At 60.4% G+C, this 24,498-nt stretch carries 18 protein-coding genes; 3 read left to right on the top strand and 15 right to left on the bottom strand.

What is annotated here, in order from left to right; translation table 11 throughout:
* Positions 1 to 179: 179 nt before the first annotated feature.
* The 8 genes from eprS to AC4PS6_RS19665 all read right to left on the bottom strand — a co-directional run bounded on the left by eprS (position 180) and on the right by AC4PS6_RS19665 (position 12,482).
* A complete protein-coding gene (gene eprS, locus AC4PS6_RS19700; RefSeq protein ID WP_038450070.1) occupies positions 180 to 3,137 on the bottom strand; it encodes an autotransporter serine peptidase EprS in 2,958 nt (985 codons plus the stop codon).
* Between the two features lie 142 nt (positions 3,138 to 3,279).
* Positions 3,280 to 4,620, bottom strand: coding sequence for a TolC family outer membrane protein (locus AC4PS6_RS19695; protein ID WP_003191155.1), 1,341 nt, complete (start codon positions 4,618 to 4,620; stop codon positions 3,280 to 3,282).
* 2 nt (positions 4,621 to 4,622) lie between these two features.
* Positions 4,623 to 5,936, bottom strand: coding sequence for an HlyD family type I secretion periplasmic adaptor subunit (locus AC4PS6_RS19690; RefSeq protein ID WP_014718407.1), 1,314 nt, complete (start codon positions 5,934 to 5,936; stop codon positions 4,623 to 4,625).
* Entirely contained in the window at positions 5,933 to 7,684 is a 1,752-nt protein-coding gene (locus tag AC4PS6_RS19685; protein WP_014718406.1) for a type I secretion system permease/ATPase, read from the bottom strand. The genes AC4PS6_RS19690 and AC4PS6_RS19685 overlap by 4 nt, the downstream gene beginning before the upstream one ends.
* A 100-nt stretch (positions 7,685 to 7,784) precedes the next feature.
* The gene (locus AC4PS6_RS19680) at positions 7,785 to 8,153 is read right to left on the bottom strand and encodes an AprI/Inh family metalloprotease inhibitor (RefSeq protein ID WP_014718405.1); all 369 of its coding nucleotides are present in this window, start codon (positions 8,151 to 8,153) and stop codon (positions 7,785 to 7,787) included.
* Positions 8,154 to 8,201: 48 nt separating this feature from the next.
* On the bottom strand, positions 8,202 to 9,635 hold the full coding sequence (locus tag AC4PS6_RS19675; RefSeq protein WP_336826501.1) for a serralysin family metalloprotease: 1,434 nt from the start codon (positions 9,633 to 9,635) through the stop codon (positions 8,202 to 8,204).
* Between the two features lie 369 nt (positions 9,636 to 10,004).
* The gene (locus AC4PS6_RS19670; RefSeq protein WP_032903421.1) at positions 10,005 to 11,108 is read right to left on the bottom strand and encodes a DmpA family aminopeptidase; all 1,104 of its coding nucleotides are present in this window, start codon (positions 11,106 to 11,108) and stop codon (positions 10,005 to 10,007) included.
* A gap of 9 nt (positions 11,109 to 11,117) precedes the next feature.
* Positions 11,118 to 12,482, bottom strand: coding sequence for an APC family permease (locus tag AC4PS6_RS19665; protein ID WP_014718402.1), 1,365 nt, complete (start codon positions 12,480 to 12,482; stop codon positions 11,118 to 11,120).
* Between the two features lie 199 nt (positions 12,483 to 12,681).
* Here AC4PS6_RS19665 and AC4PS6_RS19660 point away from each other — a divergent pair, with 199 nt between their 5' ends.
* Complete coding sequence (locus tag AC4PS6_RS19660) at positions 12,682 to 13,467, top strand: helix-turn-helix transcriptional regulator (RefSeq protein WP_014718401.1); 786 nt, start codon at positions 12,682 to 12,684, stop codon at positions 13,465 to 13,467.
* A 2-nt stretch (positions 13,468 to 13,469) separates the two neighbouring features.
* Here the strand turns inward: AC4PS6_RS19660 and AC4PS6_RS19655 are convergent, their stop codons facing one another.
* The 5 genes from AC4PS6_RS19655 to AC4PS6_RS19635 form a co-directional block, all read right to left on the bottom strand.
* Positions 13,470 to 13,937, bottom strand: a complete 468-nt coding sequence (locus tag AC4PS6_RS19655) for a M10 family metallopeptidase C-terminal domain-containing protein (RefSeq protein WP_014718400.1) — start codon at positions 13,935 to 13,937, stop codon at positions 13,470 to 13,472.
* Positions 13,938 to 14,126: 189 nt separating this feature from the next.
* Entirely contained in the window at positions 14,127 to 15,206 is a 1,080-nt protein-coding gene (locus tag AC4PS6_RS19650) for a polyamine ABC transporter substrate-binding protein (protein ID WP_014718399.1), read from the bottom strand.
* A gap of 60 nt (positions 15,207 to 15,266) precedes the next feature.
* On the bottom strand, positions 15,267 to 15,608 hold the full coding sequence (locus AC4PS6_RS19645) for a cupin domain-containing protein (protein ID WP_336826495.1): 342 nt from the start codon (positions 15,606 to 15,608) through the stop codon (positions 15,267 to 15,269).
* Between the two features lie 26 nt (positions 15,609 to 15,634).
* Positions 15,635 to 17,041: an NAD(P)/FAD-dependent oxidoreductase gene (locus AC4PS6_RS19640; protein WP_020301485.1), complete on the bottom strand. Its 1,407-nt coding sequence runs from the start codon at positions 17,039 to 17,041 to the stop codon at positions 15,635 to 15,637.
* 49 nt (positions 17,042 to 17,090) lie between these two features.
* Positions 17,091 to 17,900 (bottom strand): helix-turn-helix domain-containing protein, encoded by an 810-nt coding sequence (locus tag AC4PS6_RS19635; protein WP_198833142.1) that lies wholly within the window; start codon positions 17,898 to 17,900, stop codon positions 17,091 to 17,093.
* A gap of 257 nt (positions 17,901 to 18,157) precedes the next feature.
* On the opposite strand from AC4PS6_RS19635, the gene AC4PS6_RS19630 reads away from it, so the two are divergent.
* Positions 18,158 to 18,430, top strand: coding sequence for a DUF1652 domain-containing protein (locus AC4PS6_RS19630; RefSeq protein WP_014718395.1), 273 nt, complete (start codon positions 18,158 to 18,160; stop codon positions 18,428 to 18,430).
* Between the two features lie 264 nt (positions 18,431 to 18,694).
* Here the strand turns inward: AC4PS6_RS19630 and AC4PS6_RS19625 are convergent, their stop codons facing one another.
* Positions 18,695 to 21,157 carry a UvrD-helicase domain-containing protein gene (locus tag AC4PS6_RS19625; protein ID WP_032903413.1) on the bottom strand — a complete coding sequence of 821 codons (2,463 nt, stop codon included), beginning with the start codon at positions 21,155 to 21,157 and terminating at the stop codon, positions 18,695 to 18,697.
* A gap of 217 nt (positions 21,158 to 21,374) precedes the next feature.
* Here AC4PS6_RS19625 and AC4PS6_RS19620 point away from each other — a divergent pair, with 217 nt between their 5' ends.
* Positions 21,375 to 22,070, top strand: a complete 696-nt coding sequence (locus tag AC4PS6_RS19620) for a pirin family protein (RefSeq protein ID WP_014718393.1) — start codon at positions 21,375 to 21,377, stop codon at positions 22,068 to 22,070.
* 72 nt (positions 22,071 to 22,142) lie between these two features.
* Here AC4PS6_RS19620 and pgm read toward each other — a convergent pair whose 3' ends face one another.
* On the bottom strand, positions 22,143 to 23,786 hold the full coding sequence (pgm, locus tag AC4PS6_RS19615) for a phosphoglucomutase (alpha-D-glucose-1,6-bisphosphate-dependent) (protein WP_336826490.1): 1,644 nt from the start codon (positions 23,784 to 23,786) through the stop codon (positions 22,143 to 22,145).
* Between the last annotated feature and the right edge of the window lie 712 nt (positions 23,787 to 24,498).

Below are 24,498 nucleotides of genomic sequence, written 5' to 3'. Positions count from 1 at the left end.
CACGTGTGTAAATCACTTTCTCCAGAACACCGCCGCTGATCATTCCCACGCTCCGCGTGGAAATGCGGCCCCGGACGCTCTGCGTCCCAAAGCGTGACGCGGAGCGTCACAGGAGGCGTTACCACGCGGAGCGTGGGAACGATCAGCGGAGCGTGGGAACGATCAGGTTCGCGGTGTCTTCAGAACTGCCAGTTCAGGCTCAAGCCAACGCCCTGGGTTTTCGCGCGCCCACCCAGCTGGCCGTTGTAATCCAGGTTGACCCGCGTCGACGCATTCAACGCCAGGCTGGCCTGCACGCCCACCAGGGCAGCGTCGCGCAGCAATGGCGCACTGCGCACCGCAAATGAAGGCCCGCCGGCGACAAACGCCAGGTGTTCCTCTGACTCCACCGCCGTCAGGCTGTGTTGCCAGCCCAACGAACCGGACAGGTCCAGTTGCTGGTGGTCATTGAGTGCCAGAGTTTTCAGGGCGCGCACACCGAGGGTGCTGAGCACCGCATCACGCCGGTCGCTGCCGCGTTCCAGGGCAGCGGCATCACCTTTTTCGTGGAAGGACTCGCTGTTCAGATGCACATAGGCCAGGTTGGCGAACGGCTCCAGGGCCACCGCTTGCAGGCGGATGCGGTACGCGGCTTCGGTGAAGACTTGCGCCGTGGTCGCGTCCAGCTTGGTTTTTTGCTTGCCGCTGACATCCCCCCATTGCAGGTCGCGCTTCACGTCGCCGCGATGCCAGCTGTAGGCACCGCCGACGCTCAGGCGCCAATCACCCAGCTCGCGCCCGGCGTACGCGCCAAAGTGGTAGCTGTCGATGGACGCCGATGAATGGGTACCGCTGCCCATGTTCAAGGAGCTGTCGCTGTAGCCGGCAACCACACCCACGCGGGTCTGCTCATCCAGCGCGCCGTCCACACCCGCCAACAGGCCGCCGATGGAGGTGGTGGACCCCGCCGTTTCAGTGCGGCTATCAGTCTTGCCCCAGGCGCCCAGTGCTTTGAACCACAGGTTGCTTTCACCGGCCACTGGCACATGGCGCAGGCGCTCGCCCACGGCGTTACGCAGTTGCAGGCTGTCGTTGATCAGCATCGCACCCACAGCCGGGTAGATTTCCCCGGACAGTTGCTGCAAGCCCTGCTGGGCCACGGCAACCGATTGCGACTGCAGCAGGCTTTCATACACCGGGTTGCCGGCGCCCAATTGCTCAGCAGCCACCGCGACGTTGCGCTGGTTGCGGGTCGCGCCGACGCTGGCGAAGCTGGCGTCGTTGCGCCCCACGTTCAGTTGCACGGCATTGGCGGCGTAGTCGAGGGTGCCACCGAGGAACAGGTAGTTGGGCAGCACTTGCCCGAACTGGCCCTGAATGCCGCCCGCCGCCTCGAGAATCGAGTACTGCCGGCCGATCAGGCTTTGGGCCTCGCTCTGGCTGAGCAAGGTCGGGCTGTTTTCCAGCGCCAGTGTGACGGTGCCGCCGCCAAGAATCGCCTGGCCACCGGCGACAATGCGGTCACTGCTGGTGGGCGTCAGCTCCACGGCATAGGTCGATCCGGCGCCGAGGTTTACGTCCCCTGCCACTTGCAAGGTGCCCACGGAATTACCCGGGGCCACACGGCCGCCGTTGTTTACCGACAACGCGGCGATACGCCCGGAACCGCCGAGGGTGCCGCTGTCATTGACCGTCACTGCCGAAGTCAGCGAGCCATTGACCGCCAACAGACCGCCGTTGACCAGGGTCGCACCGCGATAGGTGCTGTCGCCGCTGAGCACCAGGCTACCGGCACCGGCCTTGATCAGGCTGCCCTCGTACACACGCTGGGCCGCCGCTTGGTCGCGGGCACTGCCGATGGCGTAATCAGTCTGGTCCTGCTGGCTGGCAGAGGCACCCACGCCGTTTTGCCAACCCTTGTCGATCAGAGTTTGCTGCCAGGCCGTGTGCTCGGCGCGGTCCTCGGCCTGGCGCTGGATGAGCGCCTGGTCGGAGATGCCGTTGCTCCACACATCGCCCTGCCCGGCGGCCAGGTTGACCTCCATGGGCCCGAGCAGTTGCCCAGGACCGTGCATCGCCCGGCCCAGGTCAGGCACGCCCCAGCCGACAATGGCGTTGGGCGCCTGGGTGATCGAGCCGTCGAGCTGCGTGGCGGTGGTCAGCAGCACCTGCAAGGCTTGCTCGTTGGTCATGTAGGGATAACGTTCCATCACCAGCGCCAACGCGCCGGTGGCATGGGGCGCTGACATCGAGGTGCCGGACTTGACCCCATAACCCCCGTCAGGAATGGTGCTGTTGATCAGCGCGCCGGGGGTAGAAATACACCAGTACTTGGCGACGCCGCATTTGTTGTATTTCTGGTTATTGGCCTTATCCAACCCGGACACGGCCAGCCAGTGGCCTTCCAGTTCCGGCTGGAAATACGGCAAGGCCGAGCGCACGCTGGCGTTGGCATAGCCGCTGTTGCCGGCGCTGAACACGTTGATCACACCGGCCTTGGCCACGTCCGCGGCCGCGTCCAGCCAGGTGCCACGGTTGTAATGCTGGGCGTACGCCGCATGCATGTTGTCCAGGGTCTGGTAGCTGACGTCCTTGGGCTGGCTGCCCCAGCTGTTGTTGATGGCGCGCACGCCGGAGTCCACCAAAGCGGTGTACACGGTCTTGAAGTATTTGGGGTCTGGCGTGGGGCCGAACAGGAAGCTGTCGTTGGCGTTGGTGTTGCCCACATAGACCTGCGCGTTGTAAGCAACGCCATGCATACCCACGCCGTCGCGGGCGGCGCCCATGGTGCCGGTGACGTGGGTGCCGTGGGAATCATTGTTCGGGTTGAGCGCGCCCGTGGTGCTGAAGGCGCTGCCATCGACATAGGTGCCCGTGGCGGTGACCGGGTGAAAACGGTCTTTGGAAGCTTCCGGGTGATTGGTATCGAACCCTGAGTCCAGCGCACCGATTTTCACGCCTTGGCCGCTGATCCCGGCGGCGTAGGCTTCATCGGCCTTCATGCGGCCCAGGCCCCAGTCGCTCTGGTACTCGGCGGAGCGCCAACTGGCGGGGTTACCCGGTTGGCCGGTCTCGGTGTATTGCGCCTGTGCCGCAACGGACAGCAAGAGCAAGGAACCTGCGGTGAAGGGTTTGAAACGTGGTGAATCGGTGATCATGTGCACACTCCCTATTATTGTTATTCCCTGCCCTGTGGCGAGGGAGCTTGCTCCCGCTGGAGTGCGAAGCGCTCCCTAAAAAAGCCGGCTCCAGCTTCGCTGTCGAGCGGGAGCAAGCTCCCTCGCCACAAAATACGCGCTCCTACAGTTTTCCATCCGGGCCGAAGGCTTCGTCCACTTTGGCCAAGTCGGTGTCACGCAAGTTGCCCGCGTAGTAGTGCAATTTGGTCCAGGCCATCAAGTAGTCATAACGCGCCTGGGCCAGGTCGCGGCGGGTGCTGTACAGCTGCTGTTCGGCGTTCAAGGCATCGAGGTTGACGCGCTCTCCGCCGAGAATGCTCTGCTTGGTCGACACCACCAGCGCCTCGGCGGATGCCAGCGCTTTCTGATAGGCGCGCAACTTACTCACGCCCGACAGGCACGCACTGAACTGGCGACGCAATTCGATCAGGGTTTCCCGGGTCTTGCCTTCCAACTCGTACTCCGCCTGCTCCATCGCGCGGCTGGCCTGGCGGGTGGAGGCCGAGATACCGCCACCGGCATACAGCGGCATGCTCACTTCGACGCCGATGGTGTTGGTGTCGTAGCGCTGGTTATAGGTGTTGCCGCTGTCGGACTCCTGCTTGCGCGAGGTGGCATACGCGGTGATTCTGGGCAAATGCCCGGCACGGTTGCGTTCCACTTCATAGCGCGCCACTTCCAGGGACTGGCGCTGCGAAGCCAGCACAGGGTTGTTGGTCAGCGCCAACTCATGCCAGGTGTCGTAGTTGGCCGGGGTCAGGGTGAACGCGGCAAAGCTCTGGTTCAGCGGTGCCAGGTCGTTGATGTTGACGCTTTGCACACCGATCAATGCGCCCAACTCCCGGAGCGAGGCGTCCTGCTCATCCAGGGCCTGGATCTCTTCGGCGGTGGCCAACTCGTAGCGCGACTCGGCTTCAAGGATATCGGTGCGGGTGCCCTCGCCTTGCTGGAACAAATGCCGGTTCTGCTGGAACTGTTGTTCGAACGCCTTCTTCTTGGCCCTGGCGATGTCGATCTGGTCCTGGGCAAAGAGCGCCTGGGTGTAATAGCTCAACACCCGCACCAGCAACGCCTGGCTCTTGTCGCGAAAGCTTTCATCGGCGAACAGCGCCTGGGCCACGCCCTTGCGGTAGTTGGCATAGGCTTCGTAGTCGAACAACGGCTGTTGCAGGCTGAAGGTCGAGCCATAGCTGTTGTAGTTACGGTCGTCGCGGTAACTACCGCCGCGCCCGTCGGGCAGGTGCGCTTCGGAATTGTTGCGGCCCTTGTTGTAGTTGTAGGACAGCCGCGGCAGCAAGCCGGCACGGCCAATGGTGCGGTTTTCCAGGCCGGCGTCGCGCTCCTTGATGGCGCCGAGGAACACCGGGTCGTTGCGCAGCGCCTGCTCGTACACATCGAAGGGCCCCATCGCGGCCTGGGCACTGCCACACACCAGCAACAGCGAAATGAACACTGGCTTCATGCTCATTCCTCAGTCAACGCAGAGCCGGCGCGGTCCAGCAGCGGCTTGAACAGATAGTTGAGCAGTGAACGCTCGCCGGTGCGCACGAACATCTCGGCGGGCATGCCGGGCTTGATCACCAGGCCGTTGAGTTTTTCCATCGCCGCCTCGCTGACGCTGGTGCGCAGCACGTAGTACGGCGCACCGGTCTTTTCATCGAGCATCTGGTCGGCGGAGATCAGGCTGACTTCGCCCGGCACCCGTGGCGTGCGGCTTTGGTTGAAGGCGGTGAAGAGGATGTCGACAGGCAAGTGTGTGCCGACCTTGTCCACCAAATGCACCGGCAGGTGCCCTTCCACTTCCAGGCGTGTGCCCTGGGGCACGATCTCCAACAGGGTTTCACCGGCACGCACCACGGCGCCTTCGGTGTGCACGCTGAGGTTGACCGCGATGCCATCGGCCGGCGCGTTGATCTCGCTGTGTTGCAGGTTGAAGCCGGCGGAGGTCAGTTGCTGTTCAAGAGTCAGGCTGCGCAGTTGCGCGTCGGCCAATTGGCTGCGCACCTCTTTTTGATATTCCTCGCTGTGCTGCTGCAATTTGAGCCGCGACTCAACAATGCCCTGCTCTATCCGGCCGCTTTCACCGGCGTTTTGCGCCAGGTCCTGCTGCACCTGGGATAACTGGCGCTGGTAGTCCATCAGGCGGTTGCGCGGGATGTAGCCGTTGTCGGCCAAGGGTTGCAGGTTGCTCAGTTGCGCGCGCAGAGATTGGGCCTGGGCGGTCAAGTCACTGCGGGCACGGCGCATACCACTTAGCTGAGAGTTGGCGCCCTCGATGCTGGCGCGGATCCCGGCTTGTTCACGGGCAAACGCGTCGCGACGGCTGCTGAACAGTTGGCGCTGACCTTCTAGCACCAGCATCAAGGCCGGATCGGGGTTGGCACTCAGTTCTGCAGGAAAGGTGATGCTGGAGAGGTTGTCACGCTCGCTCTGCCAGCGCGCCACGCTGGCCCAGGCCATGCGGTACTGGGCTTGCAGCGATTGCACATCGGCCTGGTTCTGGGTCTGGTCGAGACGAAACAGCGGCTGGCCTTGCTTGACCAACTCGCCCTCTTTCACCAGGATGCGGCTGACCACGCCGGGGCTGAAGGTTTGTACCGCCTTGCGCTTGCCAGACACCACCACGGTGCCTTGGACCGGAATGCCTTGGTCCAACGGTGCGAGGCTGGCCCAGAGGAAAAACCCACCGGCACCGACAATGGTCATCACCCAGCCCATTTTTACGAAAAAGCCGGCATCGCGTTCTTTGATTTGAGGTTCAACAGTAAGGCTGCTCATGCGCCTGGATTCCTTCCGGCCTGGTAGTGACGGCTGAAGCTGACACCGGTTTTTTCTTTCGGCGCTTCCTGCTGCCCGGACAACGCCCGCAGCACCTCCTGACTGGGCCCGAACGCTTGCAGTTGGCCTTCGCCGAGCACTAGCAACTTATCGGCCTGGGCCAATGCCGAGGAACGATGGGTGACCAGCACCACGCTGCTGCCCTGGGCTTTCATCTGCATGATGGCGCTGGCCAATGCGGCTTCGCCGACGGTGTCGAGGTTGGAGTTGGGTTCGTCCAGCACGATCAGGCGCGGCCCGCCGTACAGGGCGCGGGCCAGGGCCACGCGTTGTTTCTGGCCGCCGGACAAGCCACCGCCGTTGTCGCCCAGCACGGTGTCGTAGCCTTGGGGCAGGCGCAGGATCAGTTCATGCACGCCGGCCTGTTGCGCGGCCTTGACCACCAGTTCCGGGTCGGCCTCGCGAAAGCGCGCGATGTTGTCGGCGATGCTGCCACTAAACAGCTCGATGTCCTGGGGCAAATAGCCGATATGCGGGCCGAGGTCGTCGCGGTTCCAGCGGTGAATATCCGCGCCGTCCAGGCGTACGGTACCGGCCAGGGTTGGCCACACGCCCACCAGCACGCGAGCCAGGGTGGACTTACCGGAACCGGACGCGCCGAGCACGCCCAGCACTTCACCGGCAGCCAGGTTAAAGCTGACCTGATGCAGGGTCGCCATGCGCCGCCCCGGCGGGCCGGCGCTGACCTGTTCGAAACTGACTTGGCCGTTGGGCGCAGGCAAGGCCATGTGCTCGACCTCTGGCGGGAATTCGCGCAGCAGTTCGTCGAGGCGCTGATAGGCCAGCTTGGCCGAACTCCATTGCTTCCACACTGCAATCAGTTGGTCGATGGGGCTGAGTACGCGGCCCATCAAGATGGAGCCTGCGATCATCATGCCGGCGGTCATGTCGCCCTTGATCACCAGGTAGGCGCCCAGGCCCAGCACCAAAGATTGCAGGCACAGGCGCAAGGATTTGCTTAAGGAGGTGATGATCGAACCGGTGTCGCTGGCCTGGTTCTGCAAGCCCAGGAACTGCGAATGCACGCCAAACCAGCGTTGGCGCAGCGCACCGAGCATGCCCATGGCCTGGATGGTTTCGGCGTTGTGCAAATGGCTGGTGGCCAGTTGGGTGGACTGCTGCGAATAACCGCTGGCCTCGCCCAATGGCTTTTTGGTCAGGTATTCGTTAAGGCACGCCAGGCCAATCAACAGCACCGCGCCGGCCGTGGCCAGCACGCCGAGCCACACATTGAACAGGAAAATCACGAACAGGTAGATCGGGAACCAGGGCGCATCGAAAAACGCGAACAGCGCTGGCCCCGTGATGAATTGGCGCAGAGCGGTCAAGTCGCCCAAGGATTGCCCGGCGTGCCCTTGGCCGCGCTGCAGGTTGCGTTCGAACGCGGCTTTGTACACGCGCAAGTTGAAACGTCGCTCCAACTGGCTGCCAATGCGGATCACGATAAAGCTGCGCACCACTTCCAGCAGGCCGATAAACGCAAAGAAGCCCACGACCATCAGCGTCAACATCACCAGGGTGGTTTCATTCTGGGAGGACAACACCCGGTCATACACTTGCAGCATGTAAATCGAGGGCACCAGCATTAATAGGTTAATCAATGCCGTGAAACAGCCAACGCTGATCAAAATACTCTTGTATTCACCCAACGCCCTGAATAAGGGCGCCACCCCATGGGACTTCGCCATATTAATTGTTTTTCCTTGCAGCGAATTACGCAAAAGGGTCACCCCTACCAAGTAGGGTACGGCCGCCTAACAAATCGAGTTATATGCTTATAACTTTTAATTAAAGTTTTCGTTGCAGCCTTACAACTTCACCCGCTTTAGTGCGGGCTTGATAGTCGCCCTCTTTCTGGCGATTCAAATGGGTGATCCCTGAGCCTTCAGCGTTAAACAGCCAAATACCATCCGGGGTGGGCGACCACGTCAGCGGCTTGTCGCCCAGCCATTGCTCGGCACAGGCGATATCGCCCTCCAGCGCGTTGGCTTGCTCCACTAACTTGAGCGCGCACACCTGATCCTGCTGCTTCAGCTCCCACTGCCCGGCAAGCTGCGCGGAGGTGGGTAATACAAGACTGCTAGCCATTGCGTGGGCTCCTGCCGACACGAACAACACCTGCACAACACAGGCGATCAAATGGGAAAAACGTGGCATATCCAACTCCGGCCTGGAGCGCGGCGCCGAAGCACCGCGCGCTTTACATCAGGCTACGATGTCACTGGCAGCCGCCTGGCCAACGGTGGTGACGAGGAAATCCGCCACGCCGTGCCCGGAGAAGTCCACCGCCAAGGTGCCCAGGTTGGTACCTGAGGCATAGGTCAGTACAGCATCGCCGGCATGCCCGGTAAAGGCGTTGACGAAGGTCACGCCCGCACCCTTAGTGATACCGGACAGGTCGATCTTGTCCGAACCGGAGGTGAAGTCGAAGATCTTGTCCGCAGCCCCTGGCCTGGAGTCGGAACTGGCACCGTACACGAAAGTGTCGCTGCCAGTGCCGCCCCACAGCTGGTCCGCACCGCCGCCGCCGTAGATGAGGTCGTTGCCGGCCCCGCTCTTGATGGTGTTGGCGACTTGGTTACCAATGATCAGGTCGTTGCCCGAACCGCCGAACGCGTTCTCGATGGTGACGCCCTTGGCGATGGATACATTGCCCACCAGGCCGCCCACATCAGAGAACGAGGTGGCAGTGAGGTTGATCTTCTGGTTCTGGGTAAAACCGGAGAAGTCCAGGGTGTCGTTGCCGCCACCGTCCCATACCGAGAACACCAGCTTGTCGGCATTGGAACTGGCGCTGAGGAAATCACGCCCGGTGTTGGAGTTGAACCCGTAGGTGGTGTCCGTGGCGCGGGTGCTGAGGTTGGCACCGTAGAGCTTCTGGATCGCGGCGATGTCGTCGATCAGCGGGCCGGAAGCGTAAGCCTCGACACCGCCTTTGCTGAAGTTCTGGTTGGTGTTGCTCTCGCTCCAGTAACTCATGAGGCTATAGCCACGCGTGTCCTGTCCATAGGTGGCGTCGTTATAGGTCGGGTTGCCGTTCCCGGCGTTGTAGTCGCCAGGGTGAGCCAGGCCCAGGGTGTGGCCGATTTCGTGGGTCAGGGTCTGCCGGCCATAGTTGTTCAGGTCCGGGGTCTTGTTCGGCGTGTAGCTGTTGTTGGTCAGGTACCACGAGGTGCCATCGTAGCCCGCACCGGTGCCGGGCAGGTAAGCGAAAGCCGCGGCGCCGTCCTGGCCGCTGCTGTAGTTGCCGAAGGTCATGTGGCCGTCACCGCCGGAAGCCTTTTCAGTAAAGGTCACGTTGGCGACATCCGCCCAGGATTGCATGGCCAGTGCGGCCTGTGCTTTCTGCTGGGTGTTGAATTGGCTGAACCCCGAGATGCCATGTTTGTTCATGGTGCTCTGGGTAGCCGAGGTGAGGAAGGTGTAGGTCAGATCGATCTTGCCGTTGCCATCAAAGTCCCGGTACGCAGCACCATCCCGCAGCAGCTGGGTCGCTGCCTGGTCTACGGTGTAGGACGGTTTGCCATTGACCGTGAGGTTGCCGCCACGGTCATACAAATGGCTGAAGCTATCGATTTGCGAGTAAGCAGTGCTGGCTTGCGCGGCAGATACAATAGCTTTGTCTTTTACTTTTGACATAAACGTACTTCCTTGTTTGCAAGTGCATCAGTCTTTGTTCGATAGGAACCTCGCGGGCGAGGATAGTCCTATCACTCACCTCTTTTGAAGGCGTAAGAAAACTGACACAACTTGAAATCTTTCGTCTACATCTATTTCCATCGCACACTTGTGACGCAGGTTCAAGTTGAAGAAGTCGCACGCAGTGTTTATTGGGGGCCGTTGCGTTTGTGTGGCCGAATCGGCGCACACCACTATTTAAATATTAAATACAAGTAAAGCCACTCTAAGTGAGCGGCCCACTTGATTAATGGATCCAATATATTGTCACGGTGTCATTAGCAACATTAAAGAGCCACTATTCGCACTATTAAAGTGCGCTGTCCCCCATTACCGGGACATACTCCAGCCACACTGTTGCATGGCTGCCAAGAGGGTTTCGCCAGCCAGGCCCGGCACCGTGACGCCGTCTTGGGTGGTCATGTCTTCACCTGCCAGAATGGCATTGATGATCGCCTCCTCCACCGCCTCTGCCGCCGCGCTGAACAGCGGCGAAATATGGTCGTTGTTGACCATCTGCAAGCCGGTGCTGAGCGGCAGGTCCTTGCGCCCATAGTCGGCCGGCGGCAAATCACGGTTACCGGTGGCAAACGCCAGGAACAGGTCGCCGCTGGAATCCTCGGTGCCGCCACCGGTGCGCGCAATGCCAATGGACGCGCGCTGTGCCAGGCGCTGGCATTGGTGCGGCAGCAAGGGGGCGTCCGTGGCGATGATCACCACTATGGAGCCCATGCCGGGAGTGCCACGCTCGGCAAAGGGCGAAGCAATGTCCGTCAAATGACGGCCCACCGGGTAACCATCGACCCGCAGCTCCTGGCGCTTGCCATGGTTGGCCTGCACCAGTACGCCCACGGTCCAGCCGCCCTGCTCCGTTGGCAAGCGCCGTGACGCAGTGCCGATGCCGCCCTTGAACTCGTGGCAAATCATGCCGGTGCCACCGCCTACCGCGCCTTCCTGCACCGGGCCGCTTTCAGCCTGGTCCAGGGCCTGGCGCACATGCTCAGGGCGAACATGCTGGCCCCAGATGTCGTTGAGCAGGCCGTCATAAGTTTCCATGACCACCGGCATGCACCAGTACACCGCCGGGTCCGCCAGACGCTCGCGCTCCAGGGCGATCAGGCTGTCGCGCACCACCCCGATACTGTGGGTGTTGGTAATGGCCATCGGCGTGGTCAGCAGCCCCGCCTCGCTGATCCATTCAAGCCCCGTGGCGTCGCCATTGCCGTTGAGCACGTGATAGCCGGCAAAACACGGTTGATGTCGCGCTTCCCCGGCACGCGGCTGGATCAGCGTAACGCCGGTGCGCACCTGCTTGCCGTCGACCTGTGCCTTGAGCGTGGCATGACCGACGCGAACCCCGGGAACATCGGTGATGGCATTCAATTCGCCGGGCATGCCCAGCCCCAACGTGATGCCCAATTGACGTGCACGCATACCCACTCCTTACAATTTCTGAAACGCCGGACTCAACCGGCCACTGATGCAATACAAAATCACCGACAGGGCCAGCAAGCCGATGATGATCATGATGTCGCGTACCGAGGCCTCCAGGATCAAGGTGACCAGCAGGTAACCGGCACCCAGTACCGCCAGCAATGCCGGCAGCGGCCATAACGGCATGCGATAGGGATGCTCGCGATCACGCAACAGCACCCGGCTCATCAGCGCGCTCAGCGCCACCACCAGGTACACCAGCATGATCAGCAGCACGCTGAATGAGGTCAGGTCGGCCAGGTTAGAACTGAAGCTCAACAGCGCCGAGGGTATCGCCAGGAACAGCGTCGCCAGCCACGGTGAGTCCCAGCGCGGGTGAATACGCGTGAACAGCTTGTTGATGCCAGGCGTCCACAACGCATCGCGGCCGCTGCTGAACACCACCCGGCCAATCTGGATCACGATGGCAACGATGGCGTTGAACACCGACAGGAAGATCCCGGCGCTCACCAACCGCGACAGGGTTTCATTGCCATGGCTGGTCAACAGGTAGCCGATCGGGTCGGGGCTGCTGATCATCTCGCTCAGGGACGGCGCGCCGATCAACAGCGCGGTGATCGGCACCAACTCAATCACCACCACCAACCCCAACGACCAGAGCACCGCCTTGTGCACGCCCTTGCCGCCGCACTTCATGTCTTCGGCCAGCAACACCGCCGGGCCGTAGCCGTTGAACGAGAACAGGCCGATGCCGACGGCGCCGATCACCAGCGCCCAGGGCGCCAGGTGCAACACGCCGTTTTCGACGATCTGCGGCTGCAGCAACACACTGGCCGGCTGCACCGGATTACCGAAGCCGATCACCACAATCACCAGTAACGCCGCCACTTCCAACAGCAGGCAGGTGCCGGTGATCCAGGCGTTGAGCTTGATATTGAGGATGCCCAGGGCGTAGCTGCATACCACGATCACCAGAGCGACAGTTTGCGCGTCGAATGTCGTGCCCAGAGCGTTATTCAGATAAGTCGCCGCACCGGTCGCCAATACCGGCGGGATAAACAACAACATCACCAGCACTGTCAGGAAGGTGGCATAACCGGCCATGCCACCAAACACACGCTTGGCATACACGTACTCGCCACCGGCGCTGTTATGGGCGCGGCCGAGCTCGGCGTAACAGAAGGCAAACATCAACGCGAGCAACGCCGCCATCACGAATGCCAGGAACACGCCACTGCCCGCCTGCTGGATGGCAAACGGGGCGATCACGAAGACGGAACTGGCCGGCGTTACCGCTGAAACGGTAATGGCCACTACATCGAAGACGCTCAGGGTGGGCTTGAGCACGCCATCGGGCGCGGGGGAAGCACTCATATCGTTATCCTCTGTCGTTGTTTTTGGTGTGAGGCAGAAACGAAACATGATTTTTCCTCGGGATATGCTTCCCGTTGGACAGTGACGACGTTATCGGCTGGCGGGGCTGTCGGCCAATTCCCCTATTGGCGTACTCCCCTTGACGGTGCCCCCCAGAAGCCTAACCCTTGGCTGATCATTTGAGGGTGGGGATGTTGAGATGAACCTGTTCCGGGAAATCGGTATGCACGCGGGGTTGGGCCGCACCCTGTCTCAGATCGGCACGGAGCGGTTCTGGAAGCAATTGGTGCTGTTATTGCACCAATGCCTGCCCTTCGATAATGCCCTGGCGATTTTCTATCCGCTGGATGGCCCGCCCCAGGCCCTGGAAGAGTACGACGCCCAGCCCAGCAGCAAGCCGGCGTCGATGCTGGTGTACCTCAACGGCTTGTACCTGCTCGACCCGTTTTACCAGGCCTGCCGCGAAAACTACGCCAGCGGCGTATACCGCCTGGAGGAAGTGGCGCCGGACCATTTTCGCCAGAGTGAGTACTTCCTCAATTATTTCCATGACAATGTGCTGGAAGACGAAGTGCAATTGATCCTGCAATTGCCTGGCGCCGGCACCCTGTCGTTGTCACTGGGCATGCAACGGCGCTTCAGCTTTGAAGAAACCGGGCTGTTGACCACGCTGTCGGCCTGGGTGTTGCCGCTCATGCAGCAGCATTGGCAGCAAAGCACCGAGCGGGCACCGGCCATGGACAGCCAGATTCGCGATGCCCTGAGTCATTTCGGCAGCGGTGTACTGTCGGACCGCGAACTGGAAATCGCCCGGCTGGTGTTGCGGGGGTTCTCCTCCAAGGCCATGGCCGAACGCCTGAAGATCTCGCCGGACACCGTCAAGGTGCACCGCAGGCATTTGTACGCCAAGCTGGACATTTCGTCGCAACCCGAGTTGTTTTCGTTATTCATTCAGTCGTTGGGGCATGACTTGGAGAATCCATAGGCTTAGTCCGAATGAAAGAAATTAATATGCTGCGGCAAAAGATTTACGCCATCAACGCGTATAGAAAAGTTCGGCCCTTCAGGGTTGACCTTGATAGTCAAAGTGCTCACGCCAAACTCATGAGTCAGTTGCACATCCCCCACTTCCACGGGCGGGCCTGGCTGAATATTAATAGCTGAGATGTTGTGGTCTTTTAATACCCCGGCCACATCGATTTCATCCTCCTTGGGGTTGAAATTCAACAGGGTGTCAGGGTCATCGCTAAGGGAGTCGGTACTTTTTTCATATTTGAATGTGTTTTCACCCTGGCGCCCCACCAGCTGGTCGCCACCGCCACCGCCGATGAGGACCGAGGGCTCGCCACGCCTGGCTTCGAGGCGCTCACGCTGGTCTGTGCCGCGTAAGGTGGGCGGGCTGTTTTCCGGTTGGGTCCAAGTGCCGCCAGTGGGAAGGCTTTGTATGGAAGACATATAAGTCACCTGTCAGATCATGAGTGTATGTGAAAGTGTTACGCGTTGCGGATTGAAATCTCTCACGCAGGCAATAACACTTTCCACTCCAAATAATTGACATCACATGTCTTAACTATGACGTGATTATTTATTCCACCCAGTACCGATGACTTATCGGCCTTCCTGGTGGCGCTGTTTTCCTGTTATTTAACGCCCCGTACGAATGGTATTCCAAACCCGAGTACGCACCCGGTCGATGTTCAACGGCATGGCTTGCAGTGCAAATAACTTGCCCATCATTTCCGCACTTGGATACACCTTGGTATCGGCCTTGATCGCCGGGTCTACCAGGCTGTCGGCCGCCGCGTTGCCGTTAGCGTAATGCACGTAGTTGGTGATACTCGCCATCACGTCCGGGCGCAGCAGGTAGTTCATGAACGCATAGCCGGCTTTGTCATTCGGTGCGTCGACAGGCATGGCGACCATGTCGAACCAGATTGCCGCGCCTTCCTTGGGAATGTTGTAGCCGATATTCACGCCGTTTTTGGCTTCTTTGGCGCGGCTTTCGGCCTGCAGGATGTCGCCGGAGAAACCGACGGCGACACAGATGTCACCATTGGCCAGATCGGCGGTGTATTTCGAGGAATGGAAATACGCCACGTAAGGTCGCACTTTCATCAGCAAGGCCTCGGCCTTCTTGTAGTCTTCGGCTTTTTTGCTGTGGTGCGGCAAGCCCAGGTAATTCAGCGCGGCTGGCAGCAGTTCGGGGCCGTTGTCGAGAATGGCGACGCCGCATTTTTGCAGCTTGGCCATGTTTTCCGGTTTGAAGATCAAGTCCCAGGAATCCACCGGGGCGTTGTCGCCGAGTACCGCCTTGACCTTGTCGATGTTGTAGCCGATACCGGTGCTGCCCCACAGATACGGGAAGCCGTGGGCATTGCCGGGGTCGTTGTCTTCCAGGGCCTTGAGCAGCACGGGGTTGAGATTTTTCCAGTTGGGCAACTGGCTCCTGTCGAGTTTTTTCAGGGCGCCGCCCTGGATCTGTCGCGCCATGAAATGGTTGGAGGGGAACACCACGTCATAGCCCGATTTACCGGTCATCAGCTTGCCGTCGAGGGTTTCGTTGCTGTCGTACACGTCATAGGTGAAACCGATGCCAGTGTCTTTCTGGAAATTCCTGGTGGTGTCCGGCGCGATGTAGTCCGACCAGTTATAGATCTTCACGGTCTCGGCGGCCTGGCTGATAGAGGCCACCAACATCAAGGGCAACAGGGCAATGGCTTTCATGGTTCGATTTCCTGGCGGTTTTAGGGCTGTTTTTATGGCAGGCGATCAAGGATCAAAGCGTTACAGAATCAGGACATAGGTCTTGCGCACGGTTTCCTGGATATCCCAGATACCGGTGCTATTGGCTGGCAACATCAGTGCGTCACCGGCTTGTATGTGCAGGGTTTCCCCGTCGTCGGGCGTGAAGGTGCAGCGCCCCTGGATGAAATGGCAAAACTCCTGGGACGTGATCTGCCGACGCCAGCGCCCCGGGGTGCAGGCCCAGATGCCGGTCTCGACGCCATCGTTGCGCTCCACGCTCAAGGTGGAGGCCACGGCGATGGGCGCGCCCAGGGGCACCGCCACCGGTGATGAATCTGGCAGTGGGGTGTTCAGCGTGTCTTTGAATTGCATGATGCTCATGGGTTTTCCCCTGTGGGTGGAACGAGTCAGTGCATGAAGCCTTCCATGAAACCGGCAACGCCGGTTGCCAGCTTGCGGCGCCAGGGCGCAGTGTTGGAGTTGGCCAAGACCTGGTCTTCATGGACAAAACTACGAATGATCGCGTTGTAACCCAGCCAGCGGCACGGCTCCGGCTCCCAGGCCTTGAGTGCTTTGAGGCCGCCTTCGCGAATCACCCAGGGTTGTTGGGTCAGCAAGGTGTCGCGGCCGAGGATCAAATCGGCCAGGGTGCGGCCGCCGAGGTGGGTGGCGCCCACGCCCTCCCCGCCATAGCCGCCGGACAGTGCGATGCCCGTGGCGTGGTCACAGAGCATGTGCGGACGAAAACGGCGCGACATGCCGAGGTTGCCGCCCCAGGAATGGGTAATCCTGGCCTTTTTCAGCTGTGGGAAGAGTTCGCCAAACAGGTAGCGACGCAACTCCACTTCGCTGTCGGTCAGGTCGAAGTTGTGCCGCAACTTGCCGGCAAATTGATAGCCACCACGGGCGCCGAAGACCAGACGATTGTCGGCCGTACGCTGGCCGTAGGTGACCTGTCGGCTGCTCTCGCCAAAGGCCTGACCCTGACTGAGCCCGATGTCTGCCCAGGTGCTGGCCGGCAGCGGTTCGGTGGCGACGATCAAACTCTGCACCGGTAACTGGTAGCGGCCCAATGGGGGCAAGGTATTGGCGTAACCCTCGACAGCAGGCACCACCCAGGCGGCGCGCACGCTGGCCTTGGCGGTGCGCAGGCCGCCGGACTGCCAATGGGTCACGGGGCTGTTTTCGTAAATGGTCACGCCCAGGTTCTCAACCGCCCGCGCCAGGCCACGCACCAGCTTTGCCGGGTTGATCGTCGCGACGTGGGGGGCATAGATGCCGCCATAAGGCTTGGCAATGCGGACCTGCTCGGCCAATTGCTGCGGGCTGAGCCAGCGGTAGTCGTCTTCGGTGAGGCCCTGGGCGTACAGCTTGTCCAGATAGCGGCGCAGGCTGACTTCCTGCTCGGGGTAGCGTGCGGCGCAATACAAGGCGCCGCCTTTGCGGTAGTCGCAGTCAATGCCTTCGCGGGCCAGCACCTGGGCCACTTCATCAGGGATACCGTGCAGCAGGTCAAACGAAGCGCGCCGGTGCTGAGGGGCAAGCTCAGCCAGCAGTCGGTCTTCCCCCAAGAGGTTGCCCATCAACCAGCCACCATTGCGACCGGATGCGCCAAACCCAGCGGTCTGTGCCTCGATGATCGCGATTTTCAGCTCGGGGGCCTGGCGCTTCAGGTAATAGGCGGTCCACAGGCCGGTGTAGCCGGCGCCGATAATCGCCACATTGACGTCCAGGTCGTGCTCCAGCGATGGACGCGCTAACAGCGGGTCGTCCAACTGGTCCATCCATAAACTGATATTGCGCCATGCCGGCATGCCAGCTTCCCCTACCTCGGTTCGATAGGGCCGATCCTAGAGTGCAGTGTCAGGGGCTGTCTTGCGCGCGTGCACGCAGGGAAATTTGTTTGAGGTACGCCTTGGGCGATTGCCCGGTGTGCTGGCGAAAAGCGCTGTAAAACGCCGAGAGTGAATTGAAACCGGCCGCAAAGGCCAACTCATCAACTTTGACCGGCGCGGTGGCGTGATCCAGCGCGGCCAGTAAATGCTGGAGTCGCGCTTGGTTGACGTAGCGATAGAAGCTCTGCCCCAGCACTTGGTTCAGCAGGTAGGACATCTGGTTGCGACTGTAGCCACAGGCCTTGGCGACCCGCTGCAGATCCAGCTCCGGGTCCAGATACGGCTGCTGACGCTCAAAAAATTGTTGCAGGTCATTGGCCATATAACCCAACTGCTGGGGCGACAGGCCCAGGCGGCTGACCGTAGGGCGCAGGGCCTGGGCGGGTTGCTCGTGCACCAAGGACGCATATTCATTCACCCGCCAGATCAACCCGTCGCGCACCGTAATGGCCTCACTGGTACGAAACGACACCAGGCCCTGGCCGCCACGCAAGGTGATGCGGTACTGGATAAACGCCGTATCGCCATCGGCGCGGATGCGGTCAGTGTGTTCAATGGCCTCATCCGCCTCACGGGGCATGCTGGCTTGCAAGTACTCGCGCAACTCGGCATAGCCCACCACACGGTTCTGGAAAAAATCGTGGTACTGGATCTCGGGATGGTAGTAAGCCATCACCCCGTCCAGATCGCGATGACGCCAGCACAGGTGATGGCGCAGCACCAACTGGCCGGTAGCGTGGGAATTCTGGCACTCATCGTCTGGGGCGATGTCGGGCATATTGGGCTCTACGACGGGAGAAAATGTTTGAGAGTGCCGAAGTTTTCCCGCCCCTTCAATGGTCAAATCGAGCGCCTGACTAATGGCCTTTTGCCTATTCCTCTGTAGGACATGATCTATATCAAAACCAGGCGAAAGAACCGCCGAACGGGCGCAAAAAAGTCACCTTGCAGTTGCGAACGAATGCTATTTTTAAGCCCTAGATGTCATGACCAGCGAAGGTCCTGGCCCCTGCCGCGAGCTAAAGGAAGCGCTCAATGAACAAGGTGGGCAACATGAACAAAGTGACATTTCCCAACGCCTGCCAGCTGATGCGCTGGCATTTTCACCCCATGGGCTTCGAGGGCAGCATGGACGCCCCCGGCAGCATGATCGCCCGCCTGTTCGACCGGGCCAGCGGCGAGACGTTGATCGCTATCGCGGGGATTCCGTGCGCTACGGTGATGAACGCGGCTGATGTGGAGCGCATCATCGAGGCCGTGGAGGATGAATTGGAGAGTTTCGTGCCGCCGGTTTCGTTGCGGGCGTGAGGCGGGGCTAACCGCCCCACTCTGACGGTAACCACGATGCGAAGCGAGTCGCTCTTGATCTGCTTTTGATCTCAGGCGCCCCGTTCCAACTGTGTCGCCTGTCAGGCCGCCTTCGCGAGCAAGCCCGCTCTCACAGTTGGATCGTGGAGTGTCAGGTAGATAGGCGTCTGCTGTCAGGCCGCCATCGCAGGCAAGCCAGCTCCCACATGTTCGATCCCGTGTTGTCAGGTAGAGACGCGTCGGCTGTCGGGCTCTTATCGCAGGTCAGCCAGCCCCCTTCGGCGCACGCTGATCATCAAAAAACACCTTCCTGCCATCCACCCGCTCAGACGCCCTGGGCACATTCACGCCTTGGCCTTCCGGCTTCTCCACATACCAATAGCAATGGCTGACCGCCCGGGTGATCCCCACATAGGCCAGGCGCAACACCTCGTCTCTCTGGGCATTGTCATAAGGCTCACTGTCGCCATCCTTACCCAAGCCCGCCATGCGATAGACCTGATTCTTGTACGGCGAGCTGGTGACATGCTGACAATCGCCCAGCAAGAACACCGCATCCGCCTGCAAGCCCTTGGCACTGTGATAAGTCAGCTGTTTAAGCCTGCGCGCCTGAGGCGCCGAGCTAGAATCCACATTAACTACAGACTGAATATGCTCTTGAATCAATAACTTATCGCTACTTTTTCGATAAAGCATCAGGATCGAATCGCCCCGCTGATAGTGCTCGAGCAACCGCTGCCCCAGTGCCGCGTCGTCACGCTCCAACACCGTGACGGGCACCAATACCTTGGGCTCGCCACTGGCCTTGGCCTTCTTGCCCGGGATGGCCGGCGCGCTACGGACGATATGTTCGGCAGCGTCGATGATGTGCTGGTGGCTGCGGTAGTTCTCGCCCAGCATCACGCGGGTGGTGCTGGGCGAAACAAACTCCTTGTTGAACTCCATGAAGTACTTGGGCGAGCTGCCGCGCCAGCCATAGATGGATTGCCAGTCATCCCCCACGCACAGCAAGGATGAGCGTTGGGCTGCGCGCCCGACGTGCATGGCCGGCCCACGGCTGCGGATTTCGCGCAGGCTGGCGCGGATCCAGGACACGATCTGCGGCGATACGTCCTGGAATTCATCGATCATCAAGTGCGACATCGGCCGCAACAAGGGATCACTCAGCAGCTTGAGGTTCTCCGGGGTGTTTTCGCCAAACAGCGAGAACATCCGGTTGTAGGTCATGATCGGCGGCGATTGTTCCAGCAGGTGATCTTCCAGCGCCTTCCAGAAAATGCTCAGGGCCTCGAAGAACAGCCGATCCGGGTCGTCCTTGGCAAAACTCATCTGGCCAACCGCCGTGGGGACATCCAGGCCGAGGTTCTCGATAAACCCGGCTGCCATGACAAAACTGTCCAACAGGGGCGCCGAGGCGAGTTCGCCTTTAACCTTGTAATCGAAGCCTGGCCCGGCCGTGGCATCGCCGCCCAGACTGCTCAAAAGGCGCTTTGAAGATTCGTAATTATCCAGCCATATCAGTGGCTTATTACAGAAAGCTTGAAACAACGTGCGCTTTACTGCCCATTCTGCACGCACCGAGAGTTTCGAACTCGGCCGACTGATCTGCGGGTTTTCACGCCCATCGAACCCCAGTACCACCCAGGCGTCCAGCTCCGGGATGTAGCCGTGGCAATGAAATCGCGCGCCGTTGATTTCAAAGGTCTGACGGCTGGGTTCGATACCTTTGATCGGCCAGGCACCGGCGCGAAACCACAGGTCCTCAATCACATCACAGAGTTCTTCATCGCGCTTGGCGGCCAATTCAGTCACGGCCATACGCTTTTGCACGTCAGGATGATCGCGCTCCAGCTCCTTGAGCTGAAGGCTATGGCGGGCCAAGGGTGCAATCAACTCGCGAAAACGCTGATGGCGGCCATACAAGCGGTGATAACAAGCGTTCATCTGCTGGCGCTGGGCGTCACTGATACGCAGGTCGAAGGCGTTGCTGTCGGCGTCTTCAAAACCACCGCTGAGGTTCTCAAAGGCCTGCAGCCGCTCAAAACCCGGCAGGCTGCGCACCATCGGCAGGATGCGCGAATGAAAGGTGCGCACCAGCGCCTGGGCTTCCTTGCTGCCAAGGGGTTGGCCCCACAGGTTGAGAATTTCCATGAGTTTGTTGATAAAGTCCTTGCGCGACTCGCGGGTGAACGTCACCACAGTCATCGAACTCAGTTCAAAGCCCAGGTAATGGCTGAGCAGCAGGATGCGCAGCACCAGGGACGTCGACTTGCCAGCGCCGGCCCCCGCAATCACTGAGGTCGAGGGGGTGTCGCTGAAGATCATCTTCCATTGCGCCGCGCTTGGCTGCGCATGGGCTGGCAGCAGGCGCGCGACATCGGCCTTCATGCGCTTCTTCACCTCTGCGGTGAGCGGCAATCGCCAATCGTCGAACAGGCTGTCATCTATGCCTGGCGCACGGTGCTCATCGGGGCGAAAGTCACGAATCAGCAGGACTTGTCGGCCCTCCTCGATGCCATCAGCCCTACCCTCACGGTAACCGTACTCAACGCCCGCCTCATGCCCACTGCGAAAGCCGTCGGCCTGGCCATGCAACCAGGAAAATCGATGCTGCGCACGCAAACGGGTGAGGCCATGGCCGAACAGGCGCGCGGCAAGCCGCTTCAACAACGGCATTTCAGCCAAGGGGCGCAGTTCGGGGGGTAGATCAGGCTGTTGTTGCGACACGCGGACTCCTGCGGTGAGCTTGTTTTGACCAAGCCGTCATGGTCGCCGGAAACGCCGCTCAGTTCCAGCCAAATGCTTTGTTGTCATGCAGTTAGGCGATGAAGTGAAAGTGAACACCGGGGTTAAACATCGAATAAATGAATCATAAACAGGCATTTTTTACGCTTTTTCTCGATCATGCGCTGCTGGATGATAGGTTCATCAACAGGAGACGATCATGCTTGAACTTCGACCTTTCAACACACTGGGCGGCGCCCACCATGGCTGGCTTGACGCTCATCACCACTTTTCCTTTGCCGAATACCACGACCCCCAGCGCATGCACTGGGGCAACTTGCGGGTATGGAACGACGACATCATCGCCCCCGGCAGCGGCTTTCCCCAGCACCCGCACCGCGACATGGAAATCATCACCTATGTGCGCGAAGGGGCCATCAGCCATGCCGACAACCTGGGTAACAAAGGCCGCACCGAAGCCGGCGACGTGCAAGTAATGAGCGCAGGCACCGGCATTGCCCACAGCGAGTACAACCTGGAGGCTACGCCAACCAAGATCTTTCAGATCTGGATCATTCCCAATGAGGCTGGCTTGCCGCCGTCCTGGGGCGCCAAACCGTTTCCACAGGGCAACCGCGAGGGCTTTGTAACCCTGGCCAGCGGCAAGGCTGGCGACAGTGAAAGCTTGCGAATTCGTGCGGATGCACGCTTGGTGGCAGCTAACCTGAAAGCTGGAGAAAGTGCGGAGTACCGGCTGGACAGTGGCCGCCGGGCGTACCTGGTGCCCGCCACGGGCGTGATTGACGTCAATGGCGTGCAGGCAAAGGCGCGAGATGGTGTGGCGGTTGAGGATGAACAGGTATTGCGGGTAACGGCGATTGAGGACAGCGAAATCGTGCTGGTGGACCTGGCCTGATCTCAACTCTCGTTGCTATCTAATGTGGGAGGCGGCTTGCTCCCTCCCACACTTCTACCGCATGAGTGTCAGTTATTGGCTGATTGCACCATCAACCAACACCTGCGCCTCCTCCACCAGTTGCTTGAGGTGCTCTTCGCCAACGAAACTCTCGGCGTAGATCTTGTAGATGTCCTCAGTGCCCGAGGGCCGTGCGGCAAACCAGCCGTTTTCGGTCATGACTTTCAAGCCGCCAATCGCCTGGTTGTTGCCCGGCGCATGGCTGAGGATCTGCTGAATGGTCTCCCCGGCCAATTGCGTGGACGTGACCTGCTCCGGCGACAGTTTGCCCAGTAGGGCTTTTTGCGCTGGAGTGGCTTTGGCATCCACACGGATAGCGAACGGCTCACCGAGGGCATTGGTCAGGCCGCGGTAGATCTGGCTGGGGTCCTGGCCTTTGCGCGAGGTCATTTCGGCGGCCAGTAAGGCCGGGATAAGGCCGTCCTTGTCGGTGCTCCACACGCTGCCGTCCTTGCGCAGGAACGAGGCACCGGCGCTTTCTTCGCCGCCAAACCCCAACGACCCTTCAAACAAGCCATCGGCAAACCATTTGAAGCCCACTGGCACTTCGTACAGGCGGCGACCAATACGCGCTGCGACGCGGTCGATCAGGCCGCTGCTCACCACGGTCTTGCCTACGGCTGCATCGGCGCGCCAGTCCGGACGGTTCTGGAACAGGTAGTCGATGGACACCGCCAGGTAGTTGTTGGGCGCCAGTAAACCTCCGGAAGGCGTGACAATGCCGTGGCGGTCGTGGTCCGGGTCGCAGGCGAAGGCAACGTCGAAACGCTCCTTGAGCCCGATCAGACTTTGCATGGCGTAGCTGGAAGACGGGTCCATGCGAATCTGGCCGTCCCAGTCGACGCTCATGAAGCGGAAGGTTGCGTCGACCTCGGTATTCACCACCTCCAGGTTCAAGCGGTAGTGCTCGGCAATCGCCGACCAGTAGCGCACCCCTGCTCCGCCCAGTGGGTCCACGCCCAAGCGCAGGTCGGCGCTGCGGATCGCGTCCATGTCGATCACATTGATCAGGTCGGCCACATAGCTGTTGAGGTAGTCATGGCGATGGGTGGTGTCGGCCTTGAGCGCCTGGGCGTGAGTGATGCGCTTGACCCCGGCCAGCTTGTTGGCGAGCAGTTCGTTGGCCTTGGCTTCGATCCACTTGGTGACATGAGTATCAGCCGGGCCACCGTTAGGCGGGTTGTACTTGTAGCCGCCACTTTGCGGCGGATTGTGGGACGGTGTAATCACAATGCCGTCCGCCAGGCCGCTGGTACGGCCGCGGTTGTAGCAGATGATGGCGTGGGAAATCGCCGGCGTCGGCGTGTACTCGTCGCCCTCGGCCAGCATCACATGCACGCCGTTGGCCGCCAGTACTTCCAAGGCGCTGGCACCGGCTGGCGTCGACAATGCATGGGTATCCAGGCCGACAAACAAAGGGCCAGTGATGCCCTGCGCTTCGCGGTACAGGCAGATGGCCTGGCTGATAGCCAGCACATGCCACTCGTTGAAACTCAGTTCAAACGAGCTACCGCGGTGCCCGGAAGTACCAAAAGCCACACGCTGAGTGGAGATCGCTGCATCAGGCTGGCCGGTGTAGTAGGCCGTGACCAGTCGCGGGATATCCACCAGCAACTGGGCTGGCGCCGGTTTGCCCGCAAAAGGACTGATAGTCATGCATAAACCTCGAAAAGAAGGATTCGGAAAAAATGACAGTTTACTGGGACTTGGACTACTGCGCGACGGTATCGATCCGACAGCCTGAAGAGAAATTTCGGATAATTGAGGTGAGGATATGCACTCGGCCTGACAGCCTGATTGGCCGTCAGCCCCCTATCGCTGCATCGGTATCTACACAATTTTGGTGCGACGCTGGACCTGTGGCGAGGGAGCTTGCTCCCGTGACGGCCCTGCAGACGGCGCTGATCTAACTGACGCGCCGAGATCTCAATGTGGGAGCTGGCTTGCCTGCGAAGGCGGCCTGACAGTCAACACAGTTGGACCGTGTACATATCCATTCCTGCGGTTAAGGCTACTTAGGGTTCCGCCCTGACGGCGGCTCACTTTTGAAAAGCGCAAAAGTAAGCAAAACGCTCTTGCCCCACCACTCGGCACCTCGCTTAGGCTCGGTGTGCCCGTAATCCGCCAGTGATTTGGGGGGCCGCCGCCACGCGCCATCCATGGCGCGGGGCGGCTAAACCGGCATCCCTGCCGGTTTACCCCCCAAATCCCTGTCGAATTCCGGCCAGCGTGGTTTAACGGGGCGCCTGAGATAAAGATCAAAAGCAGATCAAGAGCGGCTCGCTTCGCATCGTGGTTACCGTTGGCTGCTACAACCTACAAAATTGTATAGATACCTATGCCTATCGCAGTTCAAGCCAGCTCCCAC

The sequence above is a fragment of the Pseudomonas sp. DW-iso17 genome (assembly GCF_058725345.1).
Note: the sequence above shows the minus strand (reverse complement) of the source record. Positions and strands in the feature narration are given on the sequence as shown.

Bases quoted from the DNA above. Each gene is read 5' to 3' on its own strand.
- AC4PS6_RS19630 (WP_014718395.1), top strand. From the start codon at position 18,158: ATGAACAAGGTGGGCAACATGAACAAAGTGACATTTCCCAACGCCTGC.
- AC4PS6_RS19640 (WP_020301485.1), bottom strand. From the start codon at position 17,041: ATGCCGGCATGGCGCAATATCAGTTTATGGATGGACCAGTTGGACGAC.
- AC4PS6_RS19675 (WP_336826501.1), bottom strand. From the start codon at position 9,635: ATGTCAAAAGTAAAAGACAAAGCTATTGTATCTGCCGCGCAAGCCAGC.
- AC4PS6_RS19635 (WP_198833142.1), bottom strand. From the start codon at position 17,900: ATGCCCGACATCGCCCCAGACGATGAGTGCCAGAATTCCCACGCTACC.
- AC4PS6_RS19650 (WP_014718399.1), bottom strand. From the start codon at position 15,206: ATGAAAGCCATTGCCCTGTTGCCCTTGATGTTGGTGGCCTCTATCAGC.
- pgm (WP_336826490.1), bottom strand. From the start codon at position 23,786: ATGACTATCAGTCCTTTTGCGGGCAAACCGGCGCCAGCCCAGTTGCTG.
- AC4PS6_RS19695 (WP_003191155.1), bottom strand. From the start codon at position 4,620: ATGAAGCCAGTGTTCATTTCGCTGTTGCTGGTGTGTGGCAGTGCCCAG.
- AC4PS6_RS19685 (WP_014718406.1), bottom strand. From the start codon at position 7,684: ATGGCGAAGTCCCATGGGGTGGCGCCCTTATTCAGGGCGTTGGGTGAA.
- AC4PS6_RS19620 (WP_014718393.1), top strand. From the start codon at position 21,375: ATGCTTGAACTTCGACCTTTCAACACACTGGGCGGCGCCCACCATGGC.
- AC4PS6_RS19680 (WP_014718405.1), bottom strand. From the start codon at position 8,153: ATGCCACGTTTTTCCCATTTGATCGCCTGTGTTGTGCAGGTGTTGTTC.
- eprS (WP_038450070.1), bottom strand. From the start codon at position 3,137: ATGATCACCGATTCACCACGTTTCAAACCCTTCACCGCAGGTTCCTTG.
- AC4PS6_RS19690 (WP_014718407.1), bottom strand. From the start codon at position 5,936: ATGAGCAGCCTTACTGTTGAACCTCAAATCAAAGAACGCGATGCCGGC.
- AC4PS6_RS19645 (WP_336826495.1), bottom strand. From the start codon at position 15,608: ATGAGCATCATGCAATTCAAAGACACGCTGAACACCCCACTGCCAGAT.
- AC4PS6_RS19655 (WP_014718400.1), bottom strand. From the start codon at position 13,937: ATGTCTTCCATACAAAGCCTTCCCACTGGCGGCACTTGGACCCAACCG.
- AC4PS6_RS19665 (WP_014718402.1), bottom strand. From the start codon at position 12,482: ATGAGTGCTTCCCCCGCGCCCGATGGCGTGCTCAAGCCCACCCTGAGC.
- AC4PS6_RS19670 (WP_032903421.1), bottom strand. From the start codon at position 11,108: ATGCGTGCACGTCAATTGGGCATCACGTTGGGGCTGGGCATGCCCGGC.
- AC4PS6_RS19660 (WP_014718401.1), top strand. From the start codon at position 12,682: ATGAACCTGTTCCGGGAAATCGGTATGCACGCGGGGTTGGGCCGCACC.